Source organism: Campylobacter mucosalis, from assembly GCF_013372205.1.
GTDB classification, from domain to species: domain Bacteria; phylum Campylobacterota; class Campylobacteria; order Campylobacterales; family Campylobacteraceae; genus Campylobacter_A; species Campylobacter_A mucosalis.
The window spans coordinates 178,625-201,516 of the sequence record NZ_CP053831.1 but is presented as its reverse complement, the minus strand read 5'-3'; the positions used below and the strand labels follow the sequence as shown (position 1 = coordinate 201,516).

The following is a 22,892-nucleotide window of genomic DNA, read 5'->3' as shown; positions in this document are numbered from 1 at the left end:
CGTGATATCGTCAGTTTGGTATAAATTTTGCTTTGATTATGACGATATAAACAGATATAAAATTTACAGCCCAAGGAGAGCACATGGACACACCAAAAAACAGCATACAAGATATATCAAATCCAATATTTGCTAAAAACCTACAAGCACTTTTCCAGCAAGATGAGATACTAGCTACTAGGCTATTTTCAATAGACGGTAATAAAAAATTTGATGTATTTGTGGGCAAGGATCCCATAGATATAAATATCATAGATAAGCAAACCTTAAAATACATATATGAAAAACCTGCCAAAGACGTAGAGAGTATACTGCAAAGCCTTGAGAAGCAGTATAAAAGATATCCTGTGATGTATTTTTATGGTCTTGGTAATGGTGTGCTATATAAAGGGCTAATGGCAAATCAAACGCACCAAAGGATAGTGGTGGTCGAGCCTGAGCTTGAGATAATGTATATAGTTTTAAACCTTATAGATTTTTCGCAAGAGCTAGCTAGTGGGAGGCTTATGCTTTTTAGCTCGGAGCTTATGAACTTTACGCAGACTTACTTTTTAATATCTGATGATAAATTTGTGCAGTACATGAAGCTTTATGATTTGCATATACATACAGAGTTTTATGATGGCTACTCAGATGACTTTGAGCATATAAATAGATACTTTACAAGGGCGTTTATGCAGTATGCGGCTTCTTGTGGAAATAGTATAGATGATAACCTGCAAGGCATAGAGCAAAACTTAATAAATATGCCATATATGCTGACAAACTACAGCTACCTAGAACTAGCAAAAAAACGCAAAAACAGGGTAAAAACTGCAGTCATCGTATCAACTGGCCCGTCACTTACAAAGCAGCTGCCACTACTTAAAAAATATGCCCCTTATGTAAGCGTCATAAGTGTTGATGCCTCATATCCGATACTGCTAAAAAACGGCATAACTCCAGACTATGTAACGTCGATAGAAAGAGCTCCTGAAACCTCTACATTTTTTGAAGCAAAAGATAAAAAGATGGATAAGGATATATACTTTATCATAGCCTCGCTAACCCACCCAAACACGATAAGAAACCTAAAAGATAGGCGTATGGTTTTAACAATGCGTCCAAATTCAGATGAGAGATCATATAAGCTTAACCATCACGGCTATCTAGGCATAGGGCATAGCACGGCAAATCAAGCCTATCAACTAGCATACGTTTTAAACCATAAAAACATAGTGCTAATAGGTCAAGACCTAGCCTTTGGCAAGGATGGGGCTAGTCACGCAACAGGACACGTCTTTGTAGAAAATGCAAGCGAATACGATGTATATGTTACGGCTTACGGTGGAGATGGAGAGATAAGGACGACTGAGATATGGAATTTGTTTAGAAATCAGTTTGAAAAAGATATAGATGAGTCAAGCAAAGAGGGCTTTGTGACATATAACTGCACCGAGGGTGGAGCTAGGATAGCAGGGGCTATAGAAAAGCCATTTAGCGAAGTTATGAGCGAACTTTGTGCGGATAAAAAGGTAAAAAAACTAGCAAATATAGAAAAAGTAAGCGACAAGGTAGCAAATGAAAATATGCTAAAAGCATATAAAATCATACAAGAAAAGATAAACACACAAAGCGAAGTTAAAGCGAAAATAGAAAAAGTATTTTTAGATATAACGCCAAAGATAGATAAACTCTTAAAGCTCAACAATGAAGGAAAACTTACAAATGATCACTTTGGCGCGCTGGTAAAAATCTCAGATAAAATAGATAAAGTTAAAAATATGCTGTATATAAAAAGATACCGCAAACACATATCAAATATACTAAAGATATCGGTTGACTTTCAAGAGAGAGAGCTGGCAAAAATTTCTGTAGCTCCAAGCGATACAACAGAAGAGAAAGTCCAAAAGCTAATAGAGTGGCTTGAGATGCATAAATACTGGCTATTTTCTGCAGCAGGTGGGCTAAATGCGGATATAGAGGTTACAACAAGAGCCAGTAAGCCACTCATAAAAGAGATGAAAAAGCGTGGAATTTTACCAAAATGATAAAGACGCTAGAGCTAATCGGACGTGAAAAAGAGCTTTTTACTGATGATATATCTGACTATGAAGCAACACTTAAAGATGAGATAAAAAGTTCAACGTTTTTAGTCATTGGCGCAGCGGGTTCGATAGGGAGTGCGGTTGTAAAAGAGATTTTTAAACGAAACCCGAGAAAACTACACGTAGTTGATATATCAGAAAATAACCTAGTGGAGCTAGTAAGGGATATAAGAAGCTCGTTTGGTTATATAGGTGGAGAATTTGCGACATTTGCCATAGACGCGGGAAGCAAAGAGTATGACGCATTTATAGGGGCTGACGGAAAATATGACTACGTGCTAAATCTATCAGCACTCAAGCACGTGCGAAGCGAAAAAGATCCATTTACGCTTATGCGAATGATAGAAGTAAATATCCTTAATACCATAAAAACTATGAAACAAACGGCAAAAAATGGTGGTAAAAAATACTTTTGCGTTAGCACAGATAAAGCGGCAAATCCTGTAAATATGATGGGTGCAAGCAAGCGTATAATGGAGCTTTTTGCAACCAGAGAAGCCGATGATGTTTTGCTATCTATGGCTAGATTTGCAAATGTTGCTTTTAGCGATGGTAGTTTGCTTCACGGCTTTAATGAGCGTATTAAAAAACTTCAGCCTATAGTAGCTCCAAACGATATAAAACGCTATTTTGTAACTCCAAAAGAGAGTGGAGAGCTTTGCCTTATGAGTGCGATATTTGGGCAAAACTGCGATATATTTTTTCCAAAATTATCACAAAATTTACATCTTATAACTTTTGCCGATATTGCTGTAAGATATTTAGAAAATTTAGGATATGAGCCGTTTATATGTGCTGATGAAAACGAGGCTAGAGCTAGAGCAAAAGAGTTAGCAGGGCTTAAAAAATGGGCGTGTTTATTTACTCCAAGCGATACTACTGGAGAGAAAGACTTTGAAGAGTTTTACACAGATAGCGAAATTTTAGATATGGATAAATTTAAAAGTATCGGAGTGATAAAAAATAGTTTGAATTTTGATAGCCAAAAGCTAGATGAGTTTTTGCAAAATATACAAAAGCTAAAAAACTCTCTTAAATGGAGCAAAGATGATATTTTGGCTGAATTTTTAAAGATTTTGCCAAATTTTAATCACAAAGAGACTGGAAAATATCTTGATTCAAAGATGTGAAAATGCAAAAGATAGTAAATTTTATAAAACAGAAATTTAAAAGCGAAAGCATAGCTTTGCACGAGCCAAAATTTATAGGAAACGAAAAGCGTTATTTAAACGAGTGTATAGATAGTGGCTTTGTTTCAAGTGTTGGAAAGTTTGTAACAGAGCTTGAAATAGAGTTTGCAAAAAAAGTTGGTGCCAAATTTGCCGTAGCTGCGGTAAATGGCACATCTGCGCTTCATATATGTCTGCTTTTATCAGATGTCAAAGCCACAGATGAAGTCATAACTCAGCCATTAAGCTTTATAGCTACGGCAAATGCGATTAGCTGTACTGGTGCTAAGCCGATATTTTTAGATGTAGATAGCGATACTTTGGGACTTGGTCCGGATAGTTTGCTTAAATTTTTAGAGCAAAACTGCGAGCTAAAAAATGGCAAATGCATAAACAAAACGACACAAAAAATCATAAAAGCTTGCGTGCCTATGCATACCTTTGGTTTGCCTTGTAAGATAGATGAGATAGCTAAAATTTGCAAAAGCTGGGGTATCGTGCTTGTCGAGGACGCCGCTGAGAGCCTTGGTAGCTACTATAAAGATAGGCACACTGGGACTTTTGGGGTGCTTGGTGCGTTTTCGTTTAATGGTAATAAAATCATCACTAGCGGTGGTGGAGGTATTATTGTAAGTGATGATGAAAATTTAGCAAAAATGGCAAAACACCTTACTACAACAGCAAAAATTCCACATCCATACGAATACGTCCACGACCAAATCGCATTTAATTACAGAATGCCAAACCTAAATGCCGCTCTTTTACTAGCTCAGCTTGAAAATCTAGAGTTGTTTTTACGCCTAAAAAGAGAACTAGCACAAAGCTATGAGGAGTTTTTTGCGGATTTTGATGACGTTAAATTTATAAAAGAGCCGTTAAATTCACGCTCAAACTACTGGTTAAATGCGATTTTATTTAAAGAACCTAGTCAAAAAGATGAGTTTTTAAAGCTATCAAATGAGAGTGGCATTATGACTAGACCGATTTGGCGACTTTTAAACGAGCTTAAAATGTATGAAAACTGCCAAACTGATGAGCTTAAAAATGCAAAATTTTTAGCAAGTAGAGTTGTAAACCTACCTAGTTCGGCAATAATATGAAAGATATAGTCCTAATAGGCGGAGGCGGACACGCAAAATCTTGCATAGATGTCATCGAGCTTGAGGGGAAATTTAAAATTTATGGCATAGTAGATAGCAAGGTTAAAGGTAGTGTTTTAGGTTACCGGGTCATAGGCACGGATGATGACCTGCCTGAAATTTTTAAAACTTGCCAAAATGCTATCGTTTGCATAGGTCACATTAAGAGTAACGAAGCAAGGCTAAGAGCGTTTTTAAATTTAAAACAAATAGGCTTTAACTTACCAACTATCATATCTCCACTCGCATATATTTCAAAACACGCAGTGATAGGAAAGGGGAGCATAGTTATGCATCACGCGCTCATAAACGCTGGTGTGAGAATCGGAGAAAACTGTATAATAAACTCAAAAGCCCTGATAGAACACGACGCAGTGGTAGAAGATAACTGCCATATATCAACAGCTAGTGTCCTAAACGGCGGAGTGGTAGTGAGAGAAAATACATTTTTTGGGAGTAACTCAATGGCAAGAGAGTATATAACGATAGGTAAAAATTGCGTAGTGGGGGGGGGTATGCGGGTATTTTTTGATATCCAGGCAGGCACTATCGTTAAAAAATAAATTTTACGTCACAAAGTCACTTGAGGGGTGCCTATGAAGCTTAAAATAGGCTATTTTGCTGAGGGACTTTGGGGCACAAAGAGTATAGAGCCACTTTTAAATGACTCTGATATACAAGTTTGCTTTATCTATTCAAAAGGCGATTATAGCGGTATTTTAAGCCAAATTTGCGCTGAAAAAGACATACCGTTGTATCAAAATGAGAGCATAAACACGCCTGATTTTTTACAAAAAATACAAAATTATGAGTGCGATTTGTTTATCTCGGTTTGTTTTAATCAAATTTTTAAAGCCCCAATCATCAATACACCACGCCTTGCTACTATTAACTGGCACGCAGGCAAGTTGCCATTTTACCGCGGACGAAATATTTTAAACTGGGCTTTGATAAATGACGAACGCGAGTTTGGCATAACAGTGCATTATATGGATGAGGGCATAGATACTGGAGATATTATCACTCAACGAGTTTTTGCGATAAATGATGAGGATAACTATGCTAGTTTATTTGCACGTATTACTAAACTAAGTGCGGAAGTACTTTATGAAGCGGTAGTAAAATTTAAAAATGGCAAACCGCAAGGTATTAAGCAAAACGATATACATCCAACGGGATTTTACTGTTCATACCGCAAAGCTGGGGACGAAAAACTTTGCTTTTATCAAACAAGCAGGGAGGTTTTTAACTTCGTAAGAGCATTAGCACATCCAGCAGTAATGGCACGGGCAATGCTAAATGGGCATGAGATGAAAATAAACAAAGTCGAGCTTATAAAGAACGCACCAAACTATAAATGTGCCGTTGGTGCTATCTTACAAAAAGATACGAGTGGATTTTTGGTAAAAACTGCCGATAGCTTCGTGCGTGTAAGCGAGTTTGAATTTTGTGGTAAATTTAGCGTTGGGGATCGTTTTGATGATTGAATTTTGGCACGATATTTACCAAAGCGATGATTACATTAGGCTTTATCTAAATAGTGGGGATGAAATTTTTCGGTTTTGCTACCGTGAAGCAGATGCAATTTTTCAAAATGTTAGCATAAAAAGCAAAATTGAGCGTATAGGTTCTAAAAGCGTTAGTGGGTATTATCATCTTGAAAGTGTATATGGGTATGGTGGCTTTTATACAAATACGCAAGATAAAGACTTTATCAAAAGAGCGCTTGAAAGCTATAAAAAGCGTTGCGAAAACGAGTGCATAATCGCTGAATTTATGCGTTTTAACGTATTTAACGACTTTTGTAAAAGCCATAGCGAGTTTTTTGATGTGTGTATAAATAACCGAGAAACGGTATTGGTCAATCTCTCACAAAGCTATGATGAAATTTTTAATAGCTTTGAGCCTAGTTTAAGACGTAACGTGCGATCAGCGATAAAACACGAGCTAGAGTTTTGTGAAATTGAGCTAAACTGCAAAAATGCTTATAAATTTTATGAACTTTATACGCAAACGATGACTAAGAATAATGCTATGAAATTTTATTTTTTCGATGAGAGTTATTTTTGGCAACTTTTTACACTAGAAAACGTGAAAGTTTATGGTGCAAAATTTAGAGGCGAGATTGTAAATATGATTGTTTTATTTATGCAAAAAGGTGTGATTTACTATCATCTTGGTGCAAGTGATGTGAGATTTTATAATTTAAATGCCAACGCCTTTGTCTTTGATAGCATTATAAAAACCTATGCCAAAACGCAAAATTTTTTATATTTAGGTGGCGGTACGAGCAGTGATAGCAACGACGCCTTATTTAAATTTAAACGCAAATTTAGCAAAGATATAAGGCAGTTTTACATAGCAGGTCTAATCTACAACCACAAAATTTACAATCTTTATAATGAAATTTGGCAAAGCCAAAGCAGTAAAACATCAAAGCTATTTTTAAAATACACAGATACCATAGAGGAGATAGAAAATGAAGGCACAAATGGGGGGGGATGGGCTAAAAAAGAAAAAACGATAAACCTGCCTAGATATAAAACGATAAATTGCCACGCTGGAAAGTTGCCATTTTATCGTGGACGAAACATACTAAACTGGGCTTTGATAAATGACGAACGCGAGTTTGGCATAACGGCACATTATGTTGATACAAGCATTGATACGGGAGATATTTTGGCGCAAAAATGTTATGAGATAAATGATGATGACACTTATGCTAGTTTGCTAGAACGTGCGTATGTTGGATGTGCAGATGTGCTTTGTGAGGCAATCAATTTATTTAAAAATGGGACACCAAAAGGGAAAAGTCAAAGTGAGATAGACGCTGTTGGTTTTTACTGCTCACAACGAAAAAGTGGAGATGAAAGGCTAAATTTTAACCAATCAAGTCGTGACGTATTTAACTTCGTACGTGCTATCTCTAAACCAGCCGTTATGGCTAGAGCTATGCTAAATGGCTATGAGATGTCCATAAATAAGGTAGAGCTAATACCTAACGCGCCTATTTACAAAGGTATCGCAGGAGCAATTTTGGCAAAGGATGAAAACGGCTTTTTAGTTAAAACTGCCGATAGCTTCGTTCGTGTAGTTCAGTGGGAATTTGAGGGTAAATTTAAAATAGGGGATAGGTTTGAATAGGGTTTGTTGTATTTTGCCTTTTTATACATAAATCGCCCCTTGTGTAAGATTGTTCTTTTTATCTAATGGCATTGATGTTGTATCGCATAAATCAACACTTAAGTGAAATTTATTTGATATTTTTGACTTTATATCATCAAAATAACATATTGCCAAAAATGGATTGCCAAGCTTCTTAACCATCTCTTTGGCATTACTTTCTACAACGATATCAATATCTGAAAATGCATTAGCTTTATCTTTTGCGTAACTACCAAAAAGACCAAGTTTTGTTATGCCATTTGAAAAAAGCTCATCTTTTATAGAGGACAGATACTCCAAAATTTCAATCTTGGTCGCCATATATACACCTTTTTTGTCTTGATTTTATAATAATAGTAGCTTTTTGCTTAAGCATTGTTATAAAATGTTACATTAAGTTATCTTAACTAATATTTTTAATCAAATTTTTAAAGAAAAAGTTATAAACTTGCCCAAAGGATTTGGTTTGAACAAAGTTTTCATAATAGCCGAGGCTGGGGTAAATCACAATGGCGATATAGAGTTAGCAAAAAAGTTAATCGATGTGGCAGTATCAGCAGGAGCGGACGCTGTAAAATTTCAGACATTTAAAGCAAAGCACTCAATATCAAAAAATGCTAGTAAGGCAGACTATCAAAAGCAGACAACAGATAAAAACGAGAGTCAGTTTGAGATGATAAAACGCCTTGAGCTTGATGAAGTGGCTCACAAAGAGCTTATCGCGTATTGTGCTAGTAGTGGTATTATGTTTTTATCAACGCCATTTGATCTTGAAAGTATAGAGCTTTTGGCAAATTTCGGACTTGAAATTTTTAAAATTCCAAGTGGCGAGATAACAAATTTGCCATATCTTAGAGCGATAGCAAGGTTAAATAAAAAGGTCATTCTCTCAACTGGTATGGCAAACTTAGGAGAGATTGAAACGGCGATAGATATTCTCACGATTAATGGCACAAACCGCGAAAATATCATAATCCTACACGCAAACACCGAGTATCCAACGCCTATGCAAGATGTAAATTTAAAAGCTATGCTAACCATTAAAAACGCTCTAAATATACCAGTTGGATATAGCGATCATACACCTGGCATTGAGGTGCCTATCGCTGCAGTGGCACTTGGAGCAGTTGTGATAGAAAAACACTTTACGCTTGATAAAAATATGCAAGGACCAGATCACAAAGCCAGTCTTGAGCCTGATGAGCTAAAAGCAATGGTAAGTGCTATAAGAAATATAGAAATAGCACTAGGCGACGGCATAAAACGCACAAGCCCAAGTGAGCAGAAAAATAAAACAATAGCTAGAAAATCCATAGTCGCAGCAAGAGATATAAAAAAGGGCGAAATTTTTAGTGAGCAAAATTTGGCAATAAAACGACCAGGAAATGGCATAAGCCCTATGCGTTGGGATGAGATTATAGGGCAAAAAGCACAAAAAGACTATGAACAAGATGAGTTAATATGAGAAAAATTTGCGTTGTTACAGGCACTAGAGCAGAGTATGGGCTTTTGTATTGGGTATTAAAAGAACTACAAAGTGATAGCAATATAAAATTGCAACTTGTGGTTACTGGTATGCATTTAAGTCCTGAATTTGGGCTAACCTACAAAGAGATACAAAAAGATTTTAAAATAGATAAAAAAGTAGAAATGCTTTTATCATCTGATACGCCAATAGGCATATCAAAGGCTATGGGCTTAGCACAGATATGTTTTGCTGAAGTGTTTGATGAGTTAAAGCCAGATATCCTTTTGATACTAGGCGATAGGTATGAAATTTTAAGCGTAGCTAGTGCTGCAATGATTGCTAGGATACCTATAGCACATATACACGGCGGAGAAACTACTGAGGGCATTATAGATGAGGCAATAAGACATAGCTTGACAAAAATGAGCCACATTCACTTTGCAACCACAGCACAATACAGAAAAAGGATAATTCAACTAGGAGAGCACCCAAGCAGGGTTTTTAATGTTGGTGGGGTTGGCATAGAAAATATTAATAGATTAAAACTTTTAGATAAAGATGAGTTTGAAAAATCTATCAATTTTAAACTAAATAAAAAAAATATTTTAGCAACATACCATCCAAATACACTAGAAAACAACACATCGTCCACACAATTTAATGAAATTTTACAAGCACTAGACGAGCTAAAAGAAACAAACATAATCTTTACTAAATCAAATAGCGATACCTATGGACGTATTATAAATCAAATGATAGATGAATATGTAGCAAGTCATAAAAACTCAGTAGCATTTACGTCACTTGGACAGCTTAGATACCTTTCTGCTTTAAAGCACGTAGATATAGTTTTAGGCAATAGCTCAAGCGGTATAGCAGAAGCACCTAGTTTTAAAATATCAACTATAAATATAGGCGATAGACAAAAGGGCAGGATAATGGCGGATAGCATAATAAACTGCGATCCTAATAAAGAGCAAATACTGCAAGCGATATATAAAGTTTATAGCGATGACTTTCAAAGACTTTTAAAAGATGTTAAAAATCCATATGATAATGGAAATACAAGCAAAAAAATAGTTGAAATTTTAAAAAATATATCATTAGATAACATACTAAAAAAAGAATTTTATAATTTGGATTTTAAATGCGAATAGTTTTTATAGGTGTTGTAGAATTTTCAAAACATACTTTATTAAAATTAATCGATTTAAAGGCAGATGTTGTTGGTGTTTGCACTAAAAATGAGTCGGCTTTTAATAGCGATTTTGCTGACCTTGGCTATATATGCAAACAAAACAGTATCCCGTGTCACTATTTTAACGATATAAATTCACAAGATAGCATAAAATGGATACGAGAGTTAAAGCCTGATGTTATTTTTTGTTTTGGATTATCAAGTCTTTTAAAAGACGAAATTTTAAACCTAGCTCCACTTGGCGTTATAGGATTTCACCCTGCAAAACTACCGCAAAACAGAGGCAGACATCCACTCATTTGGGCTTTAGCTCTAGGTCTTAAAAGCACTGCCAGCACATTTTTCTTTATGGATAGCGGTGCTGATAGTGGAGATATCTTATCTCAAAAGTCAATAAAAATCAGTCAAAAAGATGACGCCAATACTCTTTATACAAAAGTAATAGATACGGCTTTAAAGCAAATAAGTGAATTTTTACCATTATTAGAGAGTGGAAATTTTAAACGTATAAAACAGAATGAAAAGCTATCAAATATTTGGCGAAAACGCTCAAAAATAGATGGTTGCATAGATTTTAGAATGAGTAGCTTAAGTATATATAATTTAGTTCGTGCATTAACAAAACCGTATGCTGGAGCAAGTTTGACTTATAAGGATAAAGATATAAAAATTTGGAAAGCAACTATCGTAAAAAACAATCAAAAAAACATAGAAAGTGGAAAAATCTTACGCTCTAATAAAAGGGGAATTTTGGTTAAAACCTATGATGGGGCAATAAATTTAATAAAACATGATTTTGAAATTTTACCTAAAGTTGGGGAGTATTTATGAGTAAAATTTTAGCAATAGCAGTTCATCCAGATGATGAAACACTTGGCTGTGGCGGAACTCTTTTAAAGCACAAAGCAAATGGTGATGAAATTTTTTGGCTTATATGCACAGATATACCAAAAACGCATAATTACCACAATCAAAGAGAGAGTGAGATCGCGCAAGTAGCTAAAATGTATGAATTTGACGGCGTGTATCGACTAGGTCTTGATACGATGAGAGTTGATGAATACTCTATGAGTGAGCTAGTTGCCAAAATATCAGCCGTTATAAACGAGATAAAACCGCAGGTGTTATATCTGCCATTTTATGCTGATGTTCATAGTGATCACCGAAAAATTTTTGAGGCAACCTACTCTTGCACTAAAAGCTTTAGGTATCCTTTTATAGAAAAAATTTATATGATTGAAACATTAAGCGAAACAGAATTTGCCCCAAGCATACAAAATGCGACATTTACACCAAATGTTTTTGTTGATATAAGCGAATTTTTTGATAAAAAGATTGATATAATCAAAATTTATAAAAGCGAACTAGCACCACACCCATTTCCTAGAAGCATAGAGAGCATAACAGCCCTTGCCACGCTTCGGGGTTCAACAATGGGGGGGGGTATGAGCCAAAGTAGAAAATTTGCTGAGAGTTTTATGCTGCTAAAGGAAATTAGATGAAAAATATTGACAAAGTAAAAATAAGCCTAAATACCACAATTAAAGAGGCGTTAAGAACCATAAATGACGGCGCTATGAAAATAGCTATCGTCACAGATGAAAACAACAGGCTTCTTGGCACTATAACTGACGGCGACATAAGAAGAGGTCTTTTAGAGGGCGTAAGTCTTGATGCTAAAGTTGAAAATATAATCTTTAAAGCACCAACGGTTGCTAGAGTAACGGATACAAAAGATGAAATTTTACGTATAGCTATCAGTAAAAAGCTTCATCAAATTCCAATCATCGACGAACTAGGCAGAGTGCTTGGTATGGAGGAGATTGAGGGACTTATACGTCCTAAAAAGAAGCAAAATAAGGTTATTTTAATGGCAGGTGGACTTGGAGTTAGGCTAAGACCACTAACAGAAAATATGCCAAAACCAATGCTAAAAGTTGGCGGAAAACCGATAATTCAAACAATAATTGAAAAATTTGCAGAATACGGCTATGAAAATATCACTATGTGCGTAAATTACAAATCAGAAATTATAAAAAACTATTTTGCAGACGGATCAAAATTTGGAGTTAATATAGAATACATACTAGAAACAAAAAGAATGGGAACAGCAGGAGCGTTAAGTCTACTTACTAAAAAGCCTGATGGGCCATTTTTTGTTGTGAATGGCGACCTTTTGACAAATATCAACTATGAGCATTTACACGACTTTCACCTGCTAAACTCATCTATGGCAACTATGTGTGTTAGGGAGTATGACTTTACTATCCCTTATGGCGTAGTAAAAACCGAAAATAACAAAATTTTAAGCATAACCGAAAAACCTACATACAACTTTTTTGTAAGTGCTGGAATCTATATGCTCTCGCCAGAAGTTTTAGATTTTATACCAAAAGATGAGTTTTTTGATATGCCAACACTATTTGATATGTTGGTTAAAAACAATAAAAATGTCGGCTCATTTGAGATAAAAGACTACTGGCTTGATATAGGCAGAATGGAAGAGTATAAACGAGCAAATGATGAGTATGGCGATGTTTTTTAAATAAAAATTTACAAAGGAGAATATATGAAATATTGCACAAAATGCGTTATGCCAAGCACAAGACCTGGCATCACATTTGATGAGAATGGGGTTTGCTCTGCTTGTCAATCCTATGACAACAGAAAAAACGTAGACTATAAAAAGAGATGGCAAGAGCTAGAAAATCTTTGTGATAAGTACAGAAACAAAAAAGGACAGAGTGGTTACGACTGCGTAATAGCTGTTTCTGGTGGCAAAGATAGTCACTTTCAAACATATATAATGAAAGAAAAACTAAAAATGAATCCACTTTTAGTAAGCGTGGAGGACAATTTTCCTATGACGAATGCCGGCAGGCATAACTTAAAAAATATATCCGAAGCTTTTGGTTGCGATATTATAAGCATAAAACCAAATATAGATGCACAGAAAAAAATAGGCAGATATACATTTGAAAAGTATGGAAAACCAACATATCTTATAGATAGATATATATATTCATATCCTCTACACATGGCAGTTAAATTTAATATACCGCTACTAGTTTACGGAGAAAATGTTGCTTATGAGTATGGTGGCGAAAATGCAATAGAAACATACTCCGCAAAAGACCAAATAAAAAATGGAGTTGGCAGTGGCATAGAGGTAGATGAATTGTTAAAGATTGGCATAAAAAAGGAGAGTCTAAATTTCTTTAATCCTCCGTCAAAAAAAGAACTTGATAAAATAGATCCAATTTATATAAGTTACTTTGTAGAGTGGAATAGTTTTGATAACTATAGCATTGCAAAAAGACATGGTTTTCACGATTTAATTGGCGAATGGGATAGAACACACTGCGTAGAAAGCATAGACCAAGTTGAGACACCTGGCTACTTGGTTCACGCCTGGATGAAATATCCAAAATTTGGTCACGCAAGCGCTACGGACTATGCAAGTAGAATGATTAGATATGGAATGATAACAAGAGATGAAGCCGTAAAATTAGTAAAACATCATGACCATGCGCTAGATAATAGAAGCGTTAGGGAATTTTGTGATTTTTTTGGTTATAGTGAACGTGAATTTTGGCACATAGTAGACAAACATTACAATCAAGAAATTTTTAAACAGCTTGATAATGGTAGCTGGAAGCTAAAAAACAATATAGAATAAGCTAGGGTGAAATTTTGAAAGCTCTTATTATAGGTTTTGGTTCTATTGGCAAAAGGCATTTTGAAGTTTTAATATCTTTAAAAAAATTTGACCGCATTGATGTAGTTAGCTCACAAGAGCTAAGCGACATAAAAACATTTAAAACACTTAAAGAAACTCCACTAGATGAATATGACTATTTTGTCATAGCTACACCAACGGCACTACACTACGAACAGCTTAAATTTATAGATGAGTGCGTAAATGATAAAATCATATTTTGTGAAAAGCCACTATTTGAAAAACTATACGATTTTATACCAAAAAATCAAATTTTCATAGGTTATGTGCTTCGTTTTCATCCGTTTATTTTAAAGATAAAAGAGCTTACTAAAGATGTAAAAATTTTATCCGTAAATGCTAAATGTTCTCAGTATCTACCGACTTGGAGAATGGGCGATTATACAAAATGCTATAGTGCAAAAAAAGAGCTTGGCGGCGGAGTATTGCTTGATTTAAGTCACGAGATAGACTATATTAGCTGGATTTGTGGCAAATTTAAAGAGATAAAGAGCATTAACTTAAAAATTTCAGATCTAAAAATAAACTCAGACGACATAGCTATGATTATGGCAAAGACAAACGACGCCATTATAAGTCTACAAATGGACTATATAAGCAAAATCACAAATAGGCAAATTTTCTTAGATACTGATGATTTTAGTATCTTTGCAGATCTTGTAAATTCTAAGCTGATTATAGCGGATAAGAGTTGCGAGAAAAACCAAATAGATATGAATTTTGAGAGAAACGATATGTTTAAAGCTATGCACAATGATATTTTAAACGAGCAAAAAATAGCTTGTTCATTTAAAGAGGCTTTAATGGTTATGAAAACTATAAAAACTATACAGGAGCAAAACAATGGCTGAAGTTTTATGCACTATATGTGCAAGGGGCGGAAGTAAGGGCGTTAAAAACAAAAACATACGTGAGCTTTGCGGTAAACCACTAATAGCATACACGATAGAACAAGCAAAACAAAGTGGTCTTTTTAAACACATAGTCATTAGCACCGATAGTGATTTAATAGCACAAACAGCTCTAAAATATGGAGCAGAGGTATTTTTTAAACGAGACGAGCGTATGGCTAGTGATACGGCAGGAAAAATAGAAGTCATAAGGGACGCTCTGCTTAAAAGTGAAGCACACTATGGTTTGAAATTTGATTATCACATAGACCTTGACGCAACCGCACCACTAAGAGATGTAAGCGATATAGTAAATGCATATACTCAGTTCTTAAAAGATGATAATGACATCCTAATAACAGCTATGCCAAGCAGACGAAGTCCATATTTTAACCTAGTTGAAGTTGATGAAAATGGCAAAGTCAGTCTATCAAAAAAACTACCAAATCAAGTCCTAAGACGTCAAGACGCACCAAAAAGCTACGATATGAACGCCTCTATTTATATATGGAAGCGTGAAGCACTTTTAAAACACGATAGCTGTTTTGTGCCAAAAACAGGACTTTATGTAATGGACGAGGAGCGGTCGATAGATATTGACACGGAGCTTGATTTTAAATTTGTAGAGTTTTTAATGGAGCAAAAAAATGCTAAAAGATAAGGTAGTAGTAGTTACTGGTGGAGCAGGTAGAATAGGCAGTGAGTTTATAAGGGCTATTGTTAAAAATAACGGCGTAGGAGTTATAGCCGAAGTTGATACAAAAAGAGCTAATAAACTAAAGGATGAAATTTTAAATACTCACAAAAATGCAAAAGTTGAGGCACTGCAAGTTGATATATCAGATAAAAAATCTATCAACGAACTAATAAATTTCTTACACGAAAAATACGGCAAAATAGATGCACTTGTAAATAATGCGTATCCAAAAAGCAAAAATTATGGTAGAAAATTTTTTGAGATAGGTATAGATGACTTTAACGAATTTTTAGGACTTCATCTTGGTGGATATTTTAATATATCACAATCTTTTATAAGCTATTTTTTAAATCAAAAATTTGGCAACATCATAAACATATCATCAATTCAAGGCATAGGAGCACCCGCCTTTGAAACATACGAAGGCACAAATATGCACTCGCCGATAGAGTATACAGCCGTAAAACACGGGCTTATAGGTATGAGTAAATATATGGCAAAAATGTTTAAAAAAGATGGTATAAGATTAAATGCCATAAGTCCTGGCGGGATACTAGACGCACAGCCTGAACCATTTTTAAGCCAGTACAAAAAACGTTGTGGCACAAAAGGTATGCTTGATGCTACTGACATTTGTGGTGCATTAGTCTATCTTTTAAGCGATGCTTCTATGTTTGTTAATGGGCAAAATATAGTAGTTGATGACGGATTTAGTTTGTAAGGATTTAACTTGAAATTTGGCAAGATTGACTACTTAAATTTATTACCATTTCATATATTTTTAAAACGCTCAAGTCTAACAAATGCCGTTAAAAAGGGTATCGAGCATAAAAAAGATGTGCCTAGTAAGCTAAACAAGGCACTCTTAAATAACCGCATAGACGCTGCGGTAATATCAAGCATAGAGAGCAGACGTTCTAAGTATAAAAAGCTAAATTTTGGAATTGTCGCAAAAAAAGATGTCAAAAGCGTTTTGGTGCGTAAAAACTCAGAGCCCAAACTTGATGTTGCAAGTGCTAGTTCTAATATGCTAGCTAAAATTTTAAACATAAAAGGTGAAGTGATAATAGGCGACAGAGCCTTAAAGGCGTATTTGCAAGAAGGAGAGAGCAAATTTTATGATTTGGGCAAAATTTGGCACAGCAGGACGGGGCTGCCATTTGTTTTTGGTAGATTTTGCTACACTAAAAACGCGTCAGCATACAACAAACTGGTAAAAAACTTTTTAAAACAAAATATCAAAATTCCACGCTATATCCTAGAGCAATACGCGACATCAAGAGACATAAGCCCAAATGATATTAAGTGGTATTTGAAATTTATCACTTACAAAATGGGCAAAAAAGAGCAAAAAGGGCTTAAAATCTTTATCAAAAAAGCTAGAGCAATGGGCTTTAACCCAAAACAACTCTAGCTAATATTTTCTAAAAAATACGCATTTTCAAGCTTAGTTTTAACACCTAAAACATACTCTTTGGCATCAAAGATATTAACATCAGTTTCATTAAGCTCTACAAAAATCTCTCTAAATTTCAACGCTATCTCATCAATAGAGTGTTTGCCATCAAAGAGCAGAGCAGTTTTTGCACCAAGCATATCAAGCTCAACCTTTGTGTTTAACTCGGTTGCTAAAAGCAGTGCCGGCCGAGTGGTGTTTGCAAAGTAACTAATATAGCCTTTTATGCTATCTTTTAGTCTGCTTTTTTGCTTTTCATAAGATATAGCGACAAATTTTTTGGTAGTTATGGCGACGTTTGGATTTGACATTAAGTATAAAAATGCGTCAAAACCATCTTGCAAGTGTGTGCCATCAAAATCGTCTAAACTAACACTTGCTGGATAAACGCTCATAATTTTTTCATAAAATTTTGCAAATCTAGGCTCCAATAACGCACCCTTTAAGCTAAATTTATCATCATCTTTTTTAATATCAGCTATCAAATTTATACGCGAAAATTCATCAATACCAATGTCAGTTTGACTATCTTTTGGTAGTAAATTTTCTTGCACCACTAAGCTTTTTCTAAATGAACGATTTAGTAAAAAATCTCTCATCTGCTCTGAGTCTATGCGGTTTTTGTAATTTTGCTCGATGTGTCTATCAAATCTAGCAATCCCAACACCAGAACTAAAAATATCATCAAGTGTGCTTTCAGCAAGGTAGCTAAGCCCTATGGCTGATAGTTTATTTGCAAATTTGTAAAAGTAAAATGGATCATTGTTTGGCTCTAAAAATTCGTGCAAAATATAGTAGTCGTTTTTATCATCCTTGATAATGTTTTTTAAAAATCCAAGCTGTGTCAAAAGCAGACGTTGCGTATCTTTTAGGGTTTGATCGCTTTGGGCTTGAAGATTTAGTTTTAAAAAATCCTCTAAAAATTTTAGCTCTGATTTTGCTTTTTTTAGCTTTTTGTCACCCTTTTCATCTTTGCTTGTAAAAACCATAAAATCACGTAATGTTTCAAAACCACGCCAACCAGGATAGACGTTATAAGAGATAAACGCGATACCATTTGGGCTTAGCATATTTTTTATAATAGCCAAAAGTGCGTCTTTTACATTATTTTTAACCCAGCTAAAAAAACCGTGAGCGATGATGTAGTCAAATTTTCCAAGCTTTTTAATATCATCTTGGCTTAAATTTAAAATATCTTTTTGAATAAGAGTAAAATTACCAACCCCCATACTCTTTGCAATAGCATTTCCGTCATTAACTTGAGTGCTTGAGATGTCTATTCCAACCACATCTGCGTCTGAATTATGAATGGCAAATGGCAAAATATTACCACCATAAGCCGAGCCAAGCTCCAAAACTCTGGCGTTTTTTAAAGGTGGCGGATTTATATTTAAAAACTCACCAATCGCCTGAAGACGCAAAACCGAGCTATCCACAAAAGCAGCGGAAAAATATGGAACCTCATCATAAAATTCTTTTACATCTTGCACTGTTACCTCCTTGTGTAATTGTGCTATTTTACATAAAATTTAATAAATTTAACATACTGCGTGTTGTATAATAGATAAAATTTCATTTAGGATTGATTTGCAAAACAATACACTTTTTACGCTTATTTCATTAGCTTGTATCATTTTTTTATCTCCGTATTTTTCGCGTCTTACGCGTATGCCAATAGCTCCGATTGAGATAATCTTAGGTGCGTTGGCTAGTTATTTTGGGCTTATAACGCAAGATCACATTTTTAAACTTGTAAGCGAAGTGGCATTTTTCTTTTTAATGTTTTTAGCAGGTATGGAGATAGATCTTCGTATGTTTTTAAATGCCGATAGAAAGCTTCTAACAAAAGGCTACATATATATATTTTTACTTTACGTTATAGCTAGTGCGATAACTTTTATATTTTCATTGCACCTGCTTTTTATAATCATCATACCAATAATGAGCGTAGGTATGATATTTACGCTATTTAAGGAGTATGGCAAAGATAAAGAGTGGCTAAATTTAGCTATGCTTATCGCGTCTATTGGCGAGGTTGTAAGTATCGTGCTTTTAACGATAGCTTCATCATACCTTCAATACGGCTCAGAGCCTACATTTTGGCTAAACGTGGGCTATCTTTTGGCATTTTTAGCCCTTAGTGTGCTTGGTTTTAAACTGCTTGACGTGCTATTTTGGTGGTTTCCAGGATTTAAAGTGGTTTTAATGCCAGAGTATGATAAAAATGAAAAAGATATCCGTCTAAGTATCGCGATATTTTTCTCAATGGTCGCACTAATGGCGTATCTGCGTCTTGAGATTGCATTTGGTGCGTTTATAGCGGGTATGTTTATAGCAACCTTTTTTGATCACAAAAAAGATCTGCCACAAAAGTTGGGTAGCTTTGGATTTGGCTTTTTAGTGCCGATATTTTTTGCCTACATCGGCTCAACTTTAAAACTTGAAAGTATATTTGTAGGCTCTTTGTTGCAAAACGCTATGTTTATCGTAATTGCAATGGTTGGTGCTAGATTTTTAAGTGCTTTGGTGTTTTTAAATTTGTTAAAATTTAAAGGCGTCGTTCTTTACGCATTAGCACACTCAATGCCACTTACGCTACTTATAGCGGTAGCCACGATAGCATACGGGACTAAAAATATCAGCGATGAGCTTTACTCGTCATTTGTTTTAGCAAGTTTAATTGAAGCAATAGTATCAATGGTAGGAATAAAAATAATAACAAGCATAAAACCAAAAGGAGAGCTAGTATGAAAAATACCGCAACCATAATCGACAACCGCAATGGAAAAAGCTATGAGTATCCGATACTAAATGGCACTATGGGACCTGATGTTGTGGATATCTCTACATTTTTTAGCGATACGGGTATGTTCACGTTTGATAAGGGGCTTACCTCAACTGCAATGTGCGTATCAAATTTAACATATATAGATGGGCTAAAGGGCGAACTAATGCACCGCGGATACGACATCGCGTATCTTGCCGAGCATAAAACATTTTTAGACGTAGCGTATTTGCTTTTAAATGGGGAGTTGCCAAGTGGCGATGAGTATTTAAATTTCAAATCAGAGCTTAAAAAACGCTCATACATACACGAAGGTATGATGAAAATTTTTGACGCGTTTCCTGATAAAGCACACCCCATGGCGATACTTCAGGCGTCAGTTTCTGCTCTGTCTGCGTTTTACTTTGATCATCTAAATATGGACAAGCCTGAAGAATACCGCGAGATGGCAATGCGAATAATAGCTAAAATTCCTACCATAGCGGCATTTAGTTACCGCTTCTCACGTGGATATCCTATCATATATCCAAATTTAGATCGCGGTTTTACAGAAAATTTCCTTTATATGATGCGTTCATATCCTTATGAACACGTGGATTTAAAGCCCATTGAAGTAAAAGCACTTGATACGGTCTTTATGCTACACGCTGACCACGAGCAAAATGCCTCTACGACAACGGTAAGGACAGTTGGCTCGACACACGCACACCCTTATGCTTGTATAGCAGCTGGTATTGGTGCCTTGTGGGGCTGGGCACACGGAGGAGCAAACGAGGGAGTGATTAGGCAGTTAGAAGAGATAGGAAGCGTTGAAAATGTCGATAAATATATAGCTCGTGCAAAAGATAAGAACGATCCGTTTAGACTAATGGGCTTTGGACACAGGGTATATAAGAATTTTGACCCTCGTGCCAAGGTTCTTAAAAAGATGAGAGATCAACTAATAGATGAGATTGGCATAAACTCAGAGCTTATAAAAGTAGCAAACCGCATTGAAGAGATTGCTTTAAATGACGACTACTTCGTATCTCGCAACCTCTATCCGAATGTGGATTTTCACTCTGGGCTTATATTAAAAGCACTTGGCATACCAAACGATATGTTTGCCGTCATATTTGTCATAGGTAGAACACCTGGCTGGATAAGTCAGTGGCTGGAGCTAAAAGAGCAAGGTGCAATGAAGATAGTTCGCCCTAGACAGCTTTATACAGGCAATACAAATCGCACACCAAATTAAAATGAGAGAACTTTTAGAACTAGCAAAAAAGGCGGCCGTAAGTGCTGGAGCTGAAATTTTAAAACACTACAACAAATTTGAAGTGTATAAAAAAATGGATAGCTCTCCGCTTACGACGGCAGATCTAGCAGCAAATGAGAAGATATTTGAAATTTTAAGTGTTAGCGGTATAGAAATTTGCTCAGAAGAGAGAATTTTAGGCGATGAGCTAAGGCTTAAGAGTGATAGATTTTGGCTAGTTGATCCGCTTGATGGCACAAAAGAATTCATCAAACAAAATGGCGAATTTTGCGTGTGTATCGCACTTATAGAACGAGCAAAACCAGTGCTTGGCGTGATATTTATCCCAACCACAAACGAGCTATTTTACGCCAATGGTAATGAGTGTTTTAAAGAAATTTGCACACAGCCAAATCAAATTATAAACCTAAGCAAAGTTACAAAAAATAGCAAAATAGCCTACACAAGCACCATAAAAAGCAAAAATTTACCGCACACGCTTTTAATTCAGCGTGGATTTGATGTGGTAAGGATAGGCTCTGCGATAAAATTTTGTAGACTTTGCGAGAGTGGCGGGGTTTATATACGCCTAAGCCCAAGCTCACTTTGGGATATAGCAGCCGGAGAAGCTATCGTTAGAAGCTGTGGCGGATTTATGTTTGATATAAAAACAAAAGATGAGATAAACTACAATACAAAAAGCCTAAAAAGCCCATATTTTATAGCACTTAGCAAAGATATGATAGAGCTTAAAGATGAAATTTTACAAGCGATAGGTAGTATATAAATCGGCACAAAGCAAAAGCTCTGTGCCTATAGCCGAACTCACCCGTTTTCACGTCTTATCCAGCGAACGATACCGGGATTATACAAACTATTGATTTAATTCTTGCTTATTCTTAAGAAATTTTAATATTCTTAAACAAAAAATATAACGTCTTTTTATGATTTTTGACTTTTTATATAGATCTTTATTTTTTAAAAATCTACCGATCATAAGATCGTAAAGTTCGCTATAACAATAATACTTCATATGAGAACTTCTGCAAATTTTATCATACACCAAAACTGTTGTCACAAAATCATTTATGGATCGATTCATCATCTGCTTTTTAATAAAATTAATATCTTTTTTCTTAAAAATTTTTAGCCCAAAAATAATATCTAAACTTTGTCTTTGAGGATTTCTTATATTGTCTTTTAAATTTGCTAATATGCAATTATTGTGAGCACAAGCATTGCGTAAAAATTTTACATTAAAAAGACTATGTTTTATGGCGTCAAATTCTTTGTTTTTATGTTTTTCATAAAAGAAATTTGCAAATTCTATAAAAATGCCAAATTGGGTTATCTCTATAAAATTCCAAATTGCAAGATCTCTTTGATATTTTTTTAAAATAAATTCGGTAGGAGCAGAAAGATCTTTATTAGCTTCAATTCGCCTATTGATATTATTTAATTGATTTTTAATAAAATCATCTGCATAAGAATTTTGAGCTAAAAAATCAGCAATAATCTCATATCCATTATATGGACTATTATTAAAATCTCGCATTATTTTTGATTTTAAAATATGTTCCAAATCAAGAGTTAATCTTACTAAAAACCGCCTAAAATGCATATCTATCGTAGATAAATCCACAAGATGTTTAAAATCTAAATCCTTATACTCTAAAGTTTTGCCAAGGCTGTCCTTTTCTTTAAAAGTATTTAAATAAGCCTTTGCTTTAAAAAGATAGCTATTGTTTTGTAAAAAAACATAAGCCTCTTTCTCACTATAACTTTCAAATTTTATGCCTTTTTGCTTTAGGTGCTCAATTTGCTTTGCTATGCTAAGTTTTGGTTTATTGTTTATCGACAAC

Annotated in this window: 22 protein-coding genes; 19 read left to right on the top strand and 3 right to left on the bottom strand. The window is 35.0% G+C overall.

Annotation, left to right across the window (positions count from 1 at the left end; genetic code table 11):
- Nucleotides 1–83 precede the first annotated feature (83 nt).
- Genes CMCT_RS01030 through CMCT_RS01005 form a run of 6 tightly spaced genes read left to right on the top strand, consistent with a single transcriptional unit; the run spans nucleotide 84 to nucleotide 7,539 of the window.
- Entirely contained in the window at nucleotides 84–2,030 is a 1,947-nt protein-coding gene (locus CMCT_RS01030) for a motility associated factor glycosyltransferase family protein (RefSeq protein WP_051654881.1), read from the top strand.
- On the top strand, nucleotides 2,027–3,217 hold the full coding sequence (locus tag CMCT_RS01025) for a UDP-N-acetylglucosamine 4,6-dehydratase (protein WP_034968988.1): 1,191 nt from the start codon (nucleotides 2,027–2,029) through the stop codon (nucleotides 3,215–3,217). Before CMCT_RS01030 ends, CMCT_RS01025 begins: the two co-directional genes overlap by 4 nt.
- Before the next feature lie 2 nt (nucleotides 3,218–3,219).
- A complete protein-coding gene (locus CMCT_RS01020) occupies nucleotides 3,220–4,356 on the top strand; it encodes a LegC family aminotransferase (RefSeq protein WP_034968986.1) in 1,137 nt (378 codons plus the stop codon).
- A complete protein-coding gene (locus CMCT_RS01015) occupies nucleotides 4,353–4,958 on the top strand; it encodes a NeuD/PglB/VioB family sugar acetyltransferase (RefSeq protein ID WP_176324972.1) in 606 nt (201 codons plus the stop codon). The genes CMCT_RS01020 and CMCT_RS01015 overlap by 4 nt, the downstream gene beginning before the upstream one ends.
- Nucleotides 4,959–4,991: 33 nt before the next feature.
- Nucleotides 4,992–5,882 carry a methionyl-tRNA formyltransferase gene (locus tag CMCT_RS01010; protein ID WP_034968981.1) on the top strand — a complete coding sequence of 297 codons (891 nt, stop codon included), beginning with the start codon at nucleotides 4,992–4,994 and terminating at the stop codon, nucleotides 5,880–5,882.
- Nucleotides 5,875–7,539 (top strand): formyltransferase family protein, encoded by a 1,665-nt coding sequence (locus CMCT_RS01005; RefSeq protein WP_176324971.1) that lies wholly within the window; start codon nucleotides 5,875–5,877, stop codon nucleotides 7,537–7,539. Before CMCT_RS01010 ends, CMCT_RS01005 begins: the two co-directional genes overlap by 8 nt.
- A gap of 21 nt (nucleotides 7,540–7,560) precedes the next feature.
- Here the strand turns inward: CMCT_RS01005 and CMCT_RS01000 are convergent, their stop codons facing one another.
- Entirely contained in the window at nucleotides 7,561–7,881 is a 321-nt protein-coding gene (locus tag CMCT_RS01000; RefSeq protein ID WP_034968976.1) for a nucleotidyltransferase family protein, read from the bottom strand.
- 145 nt (nucleotides 7,882–8,026) lie between these two features.
- On the opposite strand from CMCT_RS01000, the gene neuB reads away from it, so the two are divergent.
- The 10 genes from neuB to CMCT_RS00950 are packed head-to-tail and all read left to right on the top strand — an operon-like array spanning nucleotide 8,027 to nucleotide 16,966.
- Nucleotides 8,027–9,025 carry an N-acetylneuraminate synthase gene (gene neuB / locus CMCT_RS00995; protein WP_176324970.1) on the top strand — a complete coding sequence of 333 codons (999 nt, stop codon included), beginning with the start codon at nucleotides 8,027–8,029 and terminating at the stop codon, nucleotides 9,023–9,025.
- A complete protein-coding gene (neuC, locus tag CMCT_RS00990; RefSeq protein WP_034968975.1) occupies nucleotides 9,022–10,185 on the top strand; it encodes a UDP-N-acetylglucosamine 2-epimerase in 1,164 nt (387 codons plus the stop codon). The genes neuB and neuC overlap by 4 nt, the downstream gene beginning before the upstream one ends.
- Nucleotides 10,176–11,057 carry a formyltransferase family protein gene (locus CMCT_RS00985; protein ID WP_034968973.1) on the top strand — a complete coding sequence of 294 codons (882 nt, stop codon included), beginning with the start codon at nucleotides 10,176–10,178 and terminating at the stop codon, nucleotides 11,055–11,057. Before neuC ends, CMCT_RS00985 begins: the two co-directional genes overlap by 10 nt.
- Nucleotides 11,054–11,728: a PIG-L deacetylase family protein gene (locus CMCT_RS00980; protein WP_176324969.1), complete on the top strand. Its 675-nt coding sequence runs from the start codon at nucleotides 11,054–11,056 to the stop codon at nucleotides 11,726–11,728. The genes CMCT_RS00985 and CMCT_RS00980 overlap by 4 nt, the downstream gene beginning before the upstream one ends.
- Nucleotides 11,725–12,771 (top strand): nucleotidyltransferase family protein, encoded by a 1,047-nt coding sequence (locus tag CMCT_RS00975; protein ID WP_034968972.1) that lies wholly within the window; start codon nucleotides 11,725–11,727, stop codon nucleotides 12,769–12,771. The genes CMCT_RS00980 and CMCT_RS00975 overlap by 4 nt, the downstream gene beginning before the upstream one ends.
- Nucleotides 12,772–12,795: 24 nt before the next feature.
- The gene (locus CMCT_RS00970; protein ID WP_034968970.1) at nucleotides 12,796–13,905 is read left to right on the top strand and encodes an N-acetyl sugar amidotransferase; all 1,110 of its coding nucleotides are present in this window, start codon (nucleotides 12,796–12,798) and stop codon (nucleotides 13,903–13,905) included.
- Nucleotides 13,906–13,919: 14 nt separating this feature from the next.
- Nucleotides 13,920–14,816, top strand: a complete 897-nt coding sequence (locus tag CMCT_RS00965) for a Gfo/Idh/MocA family protein (protein ID WP_034968967.1) — start codon at nucleotides 13,920–13,922, stop codon at nucleotides 14,814–14,816.
- Nucleotides 14,809–15,516, top strand: a complete 708-nt coding sequence (locus tag CMCT_RS00960; RefSeq protein ID WP_034968966.1) for an acylneuraminate cytidylyltransferase family protein — start codon at nucleotides 14,809–14,811, stop codon at nucleotides 15,514–15,516. Before CMCT_RS00965 ends, CMCT_RS00960 begins: the two co-directional genes overlap by 8 nt.
- Nucleotides 15,503–16,273, top strand: coding sequence for an oxidoreductase (locus CMCT_RS00955; RefSeq protein ID WP_034968964.1), 771 nt, complete (start codon nucleotides 15,503–15,505; stop codon nucleotides 16,271–16,273). The genes CMCT_RS00960 and CMCT_RS00955 overlap by 14 nt, the downstream gene beginning before the upstream one ends.
- Before the next feature lie 9 nt (nucleotides 16,274–16,282).
- A complete protein-coding gene (locus CMCT_RS00950) occupies nucleotides 16,283–16,966 on the top strand; it encodes an MqnA/MqnD/SBP family protein (RefSeq protein WP_169763626.1) in 684 nt (227 codons plus the stop codon).
- Here the strand turns inward: CMCT_RS00950 and CMCT_RS00945 are convergent.
- On the bottom strand, nucleotides 16,963–18,498 hold the full coding sequence (locus tag CMCT_RS00945; RefSeq protein ID WP_176324968.1) for a class I SAM-dependent methyltransferase: 1,536 nt from the start codon (nucleotides 18,496–18,498) through the stop codon (nucleotides 16,963–16,965). The two genes, CMCT_RS00950 and CMCT_RS00945, sit on opposite strands and share 4 nt — an antisense overlap.
- Before the next feature lie 97 nt (nucleotides 18,499–18,595).
- Here CMCT_RS00945 and CMCT_RS00940 point away from each other — a divergent pair, with 97 nt between their 5' ends.
- From CMCT_RS00940 to CMCT_RS00930, 3 genes are read left to right on the top strand one after another with little or no spacing between them, the layout of a single operon-like run.
- Complete coding sequence (locus tag CMCT_RS00940) at nucleotides 18,596–19,759, top strand: cation:proton antiporter (RefSeq protein WP_169763624.1); 1,164 nt, start codon at nucleotides 18,596–18,598, stop codon at nucleotides 19,757–19,759.
- A complete protein-coding gene (locus tag CMCT_RS00935) occupies nucleotides 19,756–21,030 on the top strand; it encodes a citrate synthase (protein WP_034968962.1) in 1,275 nt (424 codons plus the stop codon). Before CMCT_RS00940 ends, CMCT_RS00935 begins: the two co-directional genes overlap by 4 nt.
- A gap of 1 nt (nucleotide 21,031) precedes the next feature.
- On the top strand, nucleotides 21,032–21,817 hold the full coding sequence (locus CMCT_RS00930) for a 3'(2'),5'-bisphosphate nucleotidase CysQ family protein (protein ID WP_034968960.1): 786 nt from the start codon (nucleotides 21,032–21,034) through the stop codon (nucleotides 21,815–21,817).
- Nucleotides 21,818–21,904: 87 nt separating this feature from the next.
- Here CMCT_RS00930 and CMCT_RS00925 read toward each other — a convergent pair whose 3' ends face one another.
- Nucleotides 21,905–22,891, bottom strand: coding sequence for an Abi family protein (locus CMCT_RS00925; protein ID WP_034968958.1), 987 nt, complete (start codon nucleotides 22,889–22,891; stop codon nucleotides 21,905–21,907).
- Between the last annotated feature and the right edge of the window lies 1 nt (nucleotide 22,892).

Coding starts and splice junctions, on each gene's coding strand:
- CMCT_RS01030 (WP_051654881.1), top strand. CDS start 84: ATGGACACACCAAAAAACAGCATACAAGATATATCAAATCCAATATTT.
- CMCT_RS01025 (WP_034968988.1), top strand. CDS start 2,027: ATGATAAAGACGCTAGAGCTAATCGGACGTGAAAAAGAGCTTTTTACT.
- CMCT_RS01020 (WP_034968986.1), top strand. CDS start 3,220: ATGCAAAAGATAGTAAATTTTATAAAACAGAAATTTAAAAGCGAAAGC.
- CMCT_RS01015 (WP_176324972.1), top strand. CDS start 4,353: ATGAAAGATATAGTCCTAATAGGCGGAGGCGGACACGCAAAATCTTGC.
- CMCT_RS01010 (WP_034968981.1), top strand. CDS start 4,992: ATGAAGCTTAAAATAGGCTATTTTGCTGAGGGACTTTGGGGCACAAAG.
- CMCT_RS01005 (WP_176324971.1), top strand. CDS start 5,875: ATGATTGAATTTTGGCACGATATTTACCAAAGCGATGATTACATTAGG.
- CMCT_RS01000 (WP_034968976.1), bottom strand. CDS start 7,881: ATGGCGACCAAGATTGAAATTTTGGAGTATCTGTCCTCTATAAAAGAT.
- neuC (WP_034968975.1), top strand. CDS start 9,022: ATGAGAAAAATTTGCGTTGTTACAGGCACTAGAGCAGAGTATGGGCTT.
- CMCT_RS00985 (WP_034968973.1), top strand. CDS start 10,176: ATGCGAATAGTTTTTATAGGTGTTGTAGAATTTTCAAAACATACTTTA.
- CMCT_RS00980 (WP_176324969.1), top strand. CDS start 11,054: ATGAGTAAAATTTTAGCAATAGCAGTTCATCCAGATGATGAAACACTT.
- CMCT_RS00975 (WP_034968972.1), top strand. CDS start 11,725: ATGAAAAATATTGACAAAGTAAAAATAAGCCTAAATACCACAATTAAA.
- CMCT_RS00970 (WP_034968970.1), top strand. CDS start 12,796: ATGAAATATTGCACAAAATGCGTTATGCCAAGCACAAGACCTGGCATC.
- CMCT_RS00960 (WP_034968966.1), top strand. CDS start 14,809: ATGGCTGAAGTTTTATGCACTATATGTGCAAGGGGCGGAAGTAAGGGC.
- CMCT_RS00955 (WP_034968964.1), top strand. CDS start 15,503: ATGCTAAAAGATAAGGTAGTAGTAGTTACTGGTGGAGCAGGTAGAATA.
- CMCT_RS00935 (WP_034968962.1), top strand. CDS start 19,756: ATGAAAAATACCGCAACCATAATCGACAACCGCAATGGAAAAAGCTAT.
- CMCT_RS00930 (WP_034968960.1), top strand. CDS start 21,032: ATGAGAGAACTTTTAGAACTAGCAAAAAAGGCGGCCGTAAGTGCTGGA.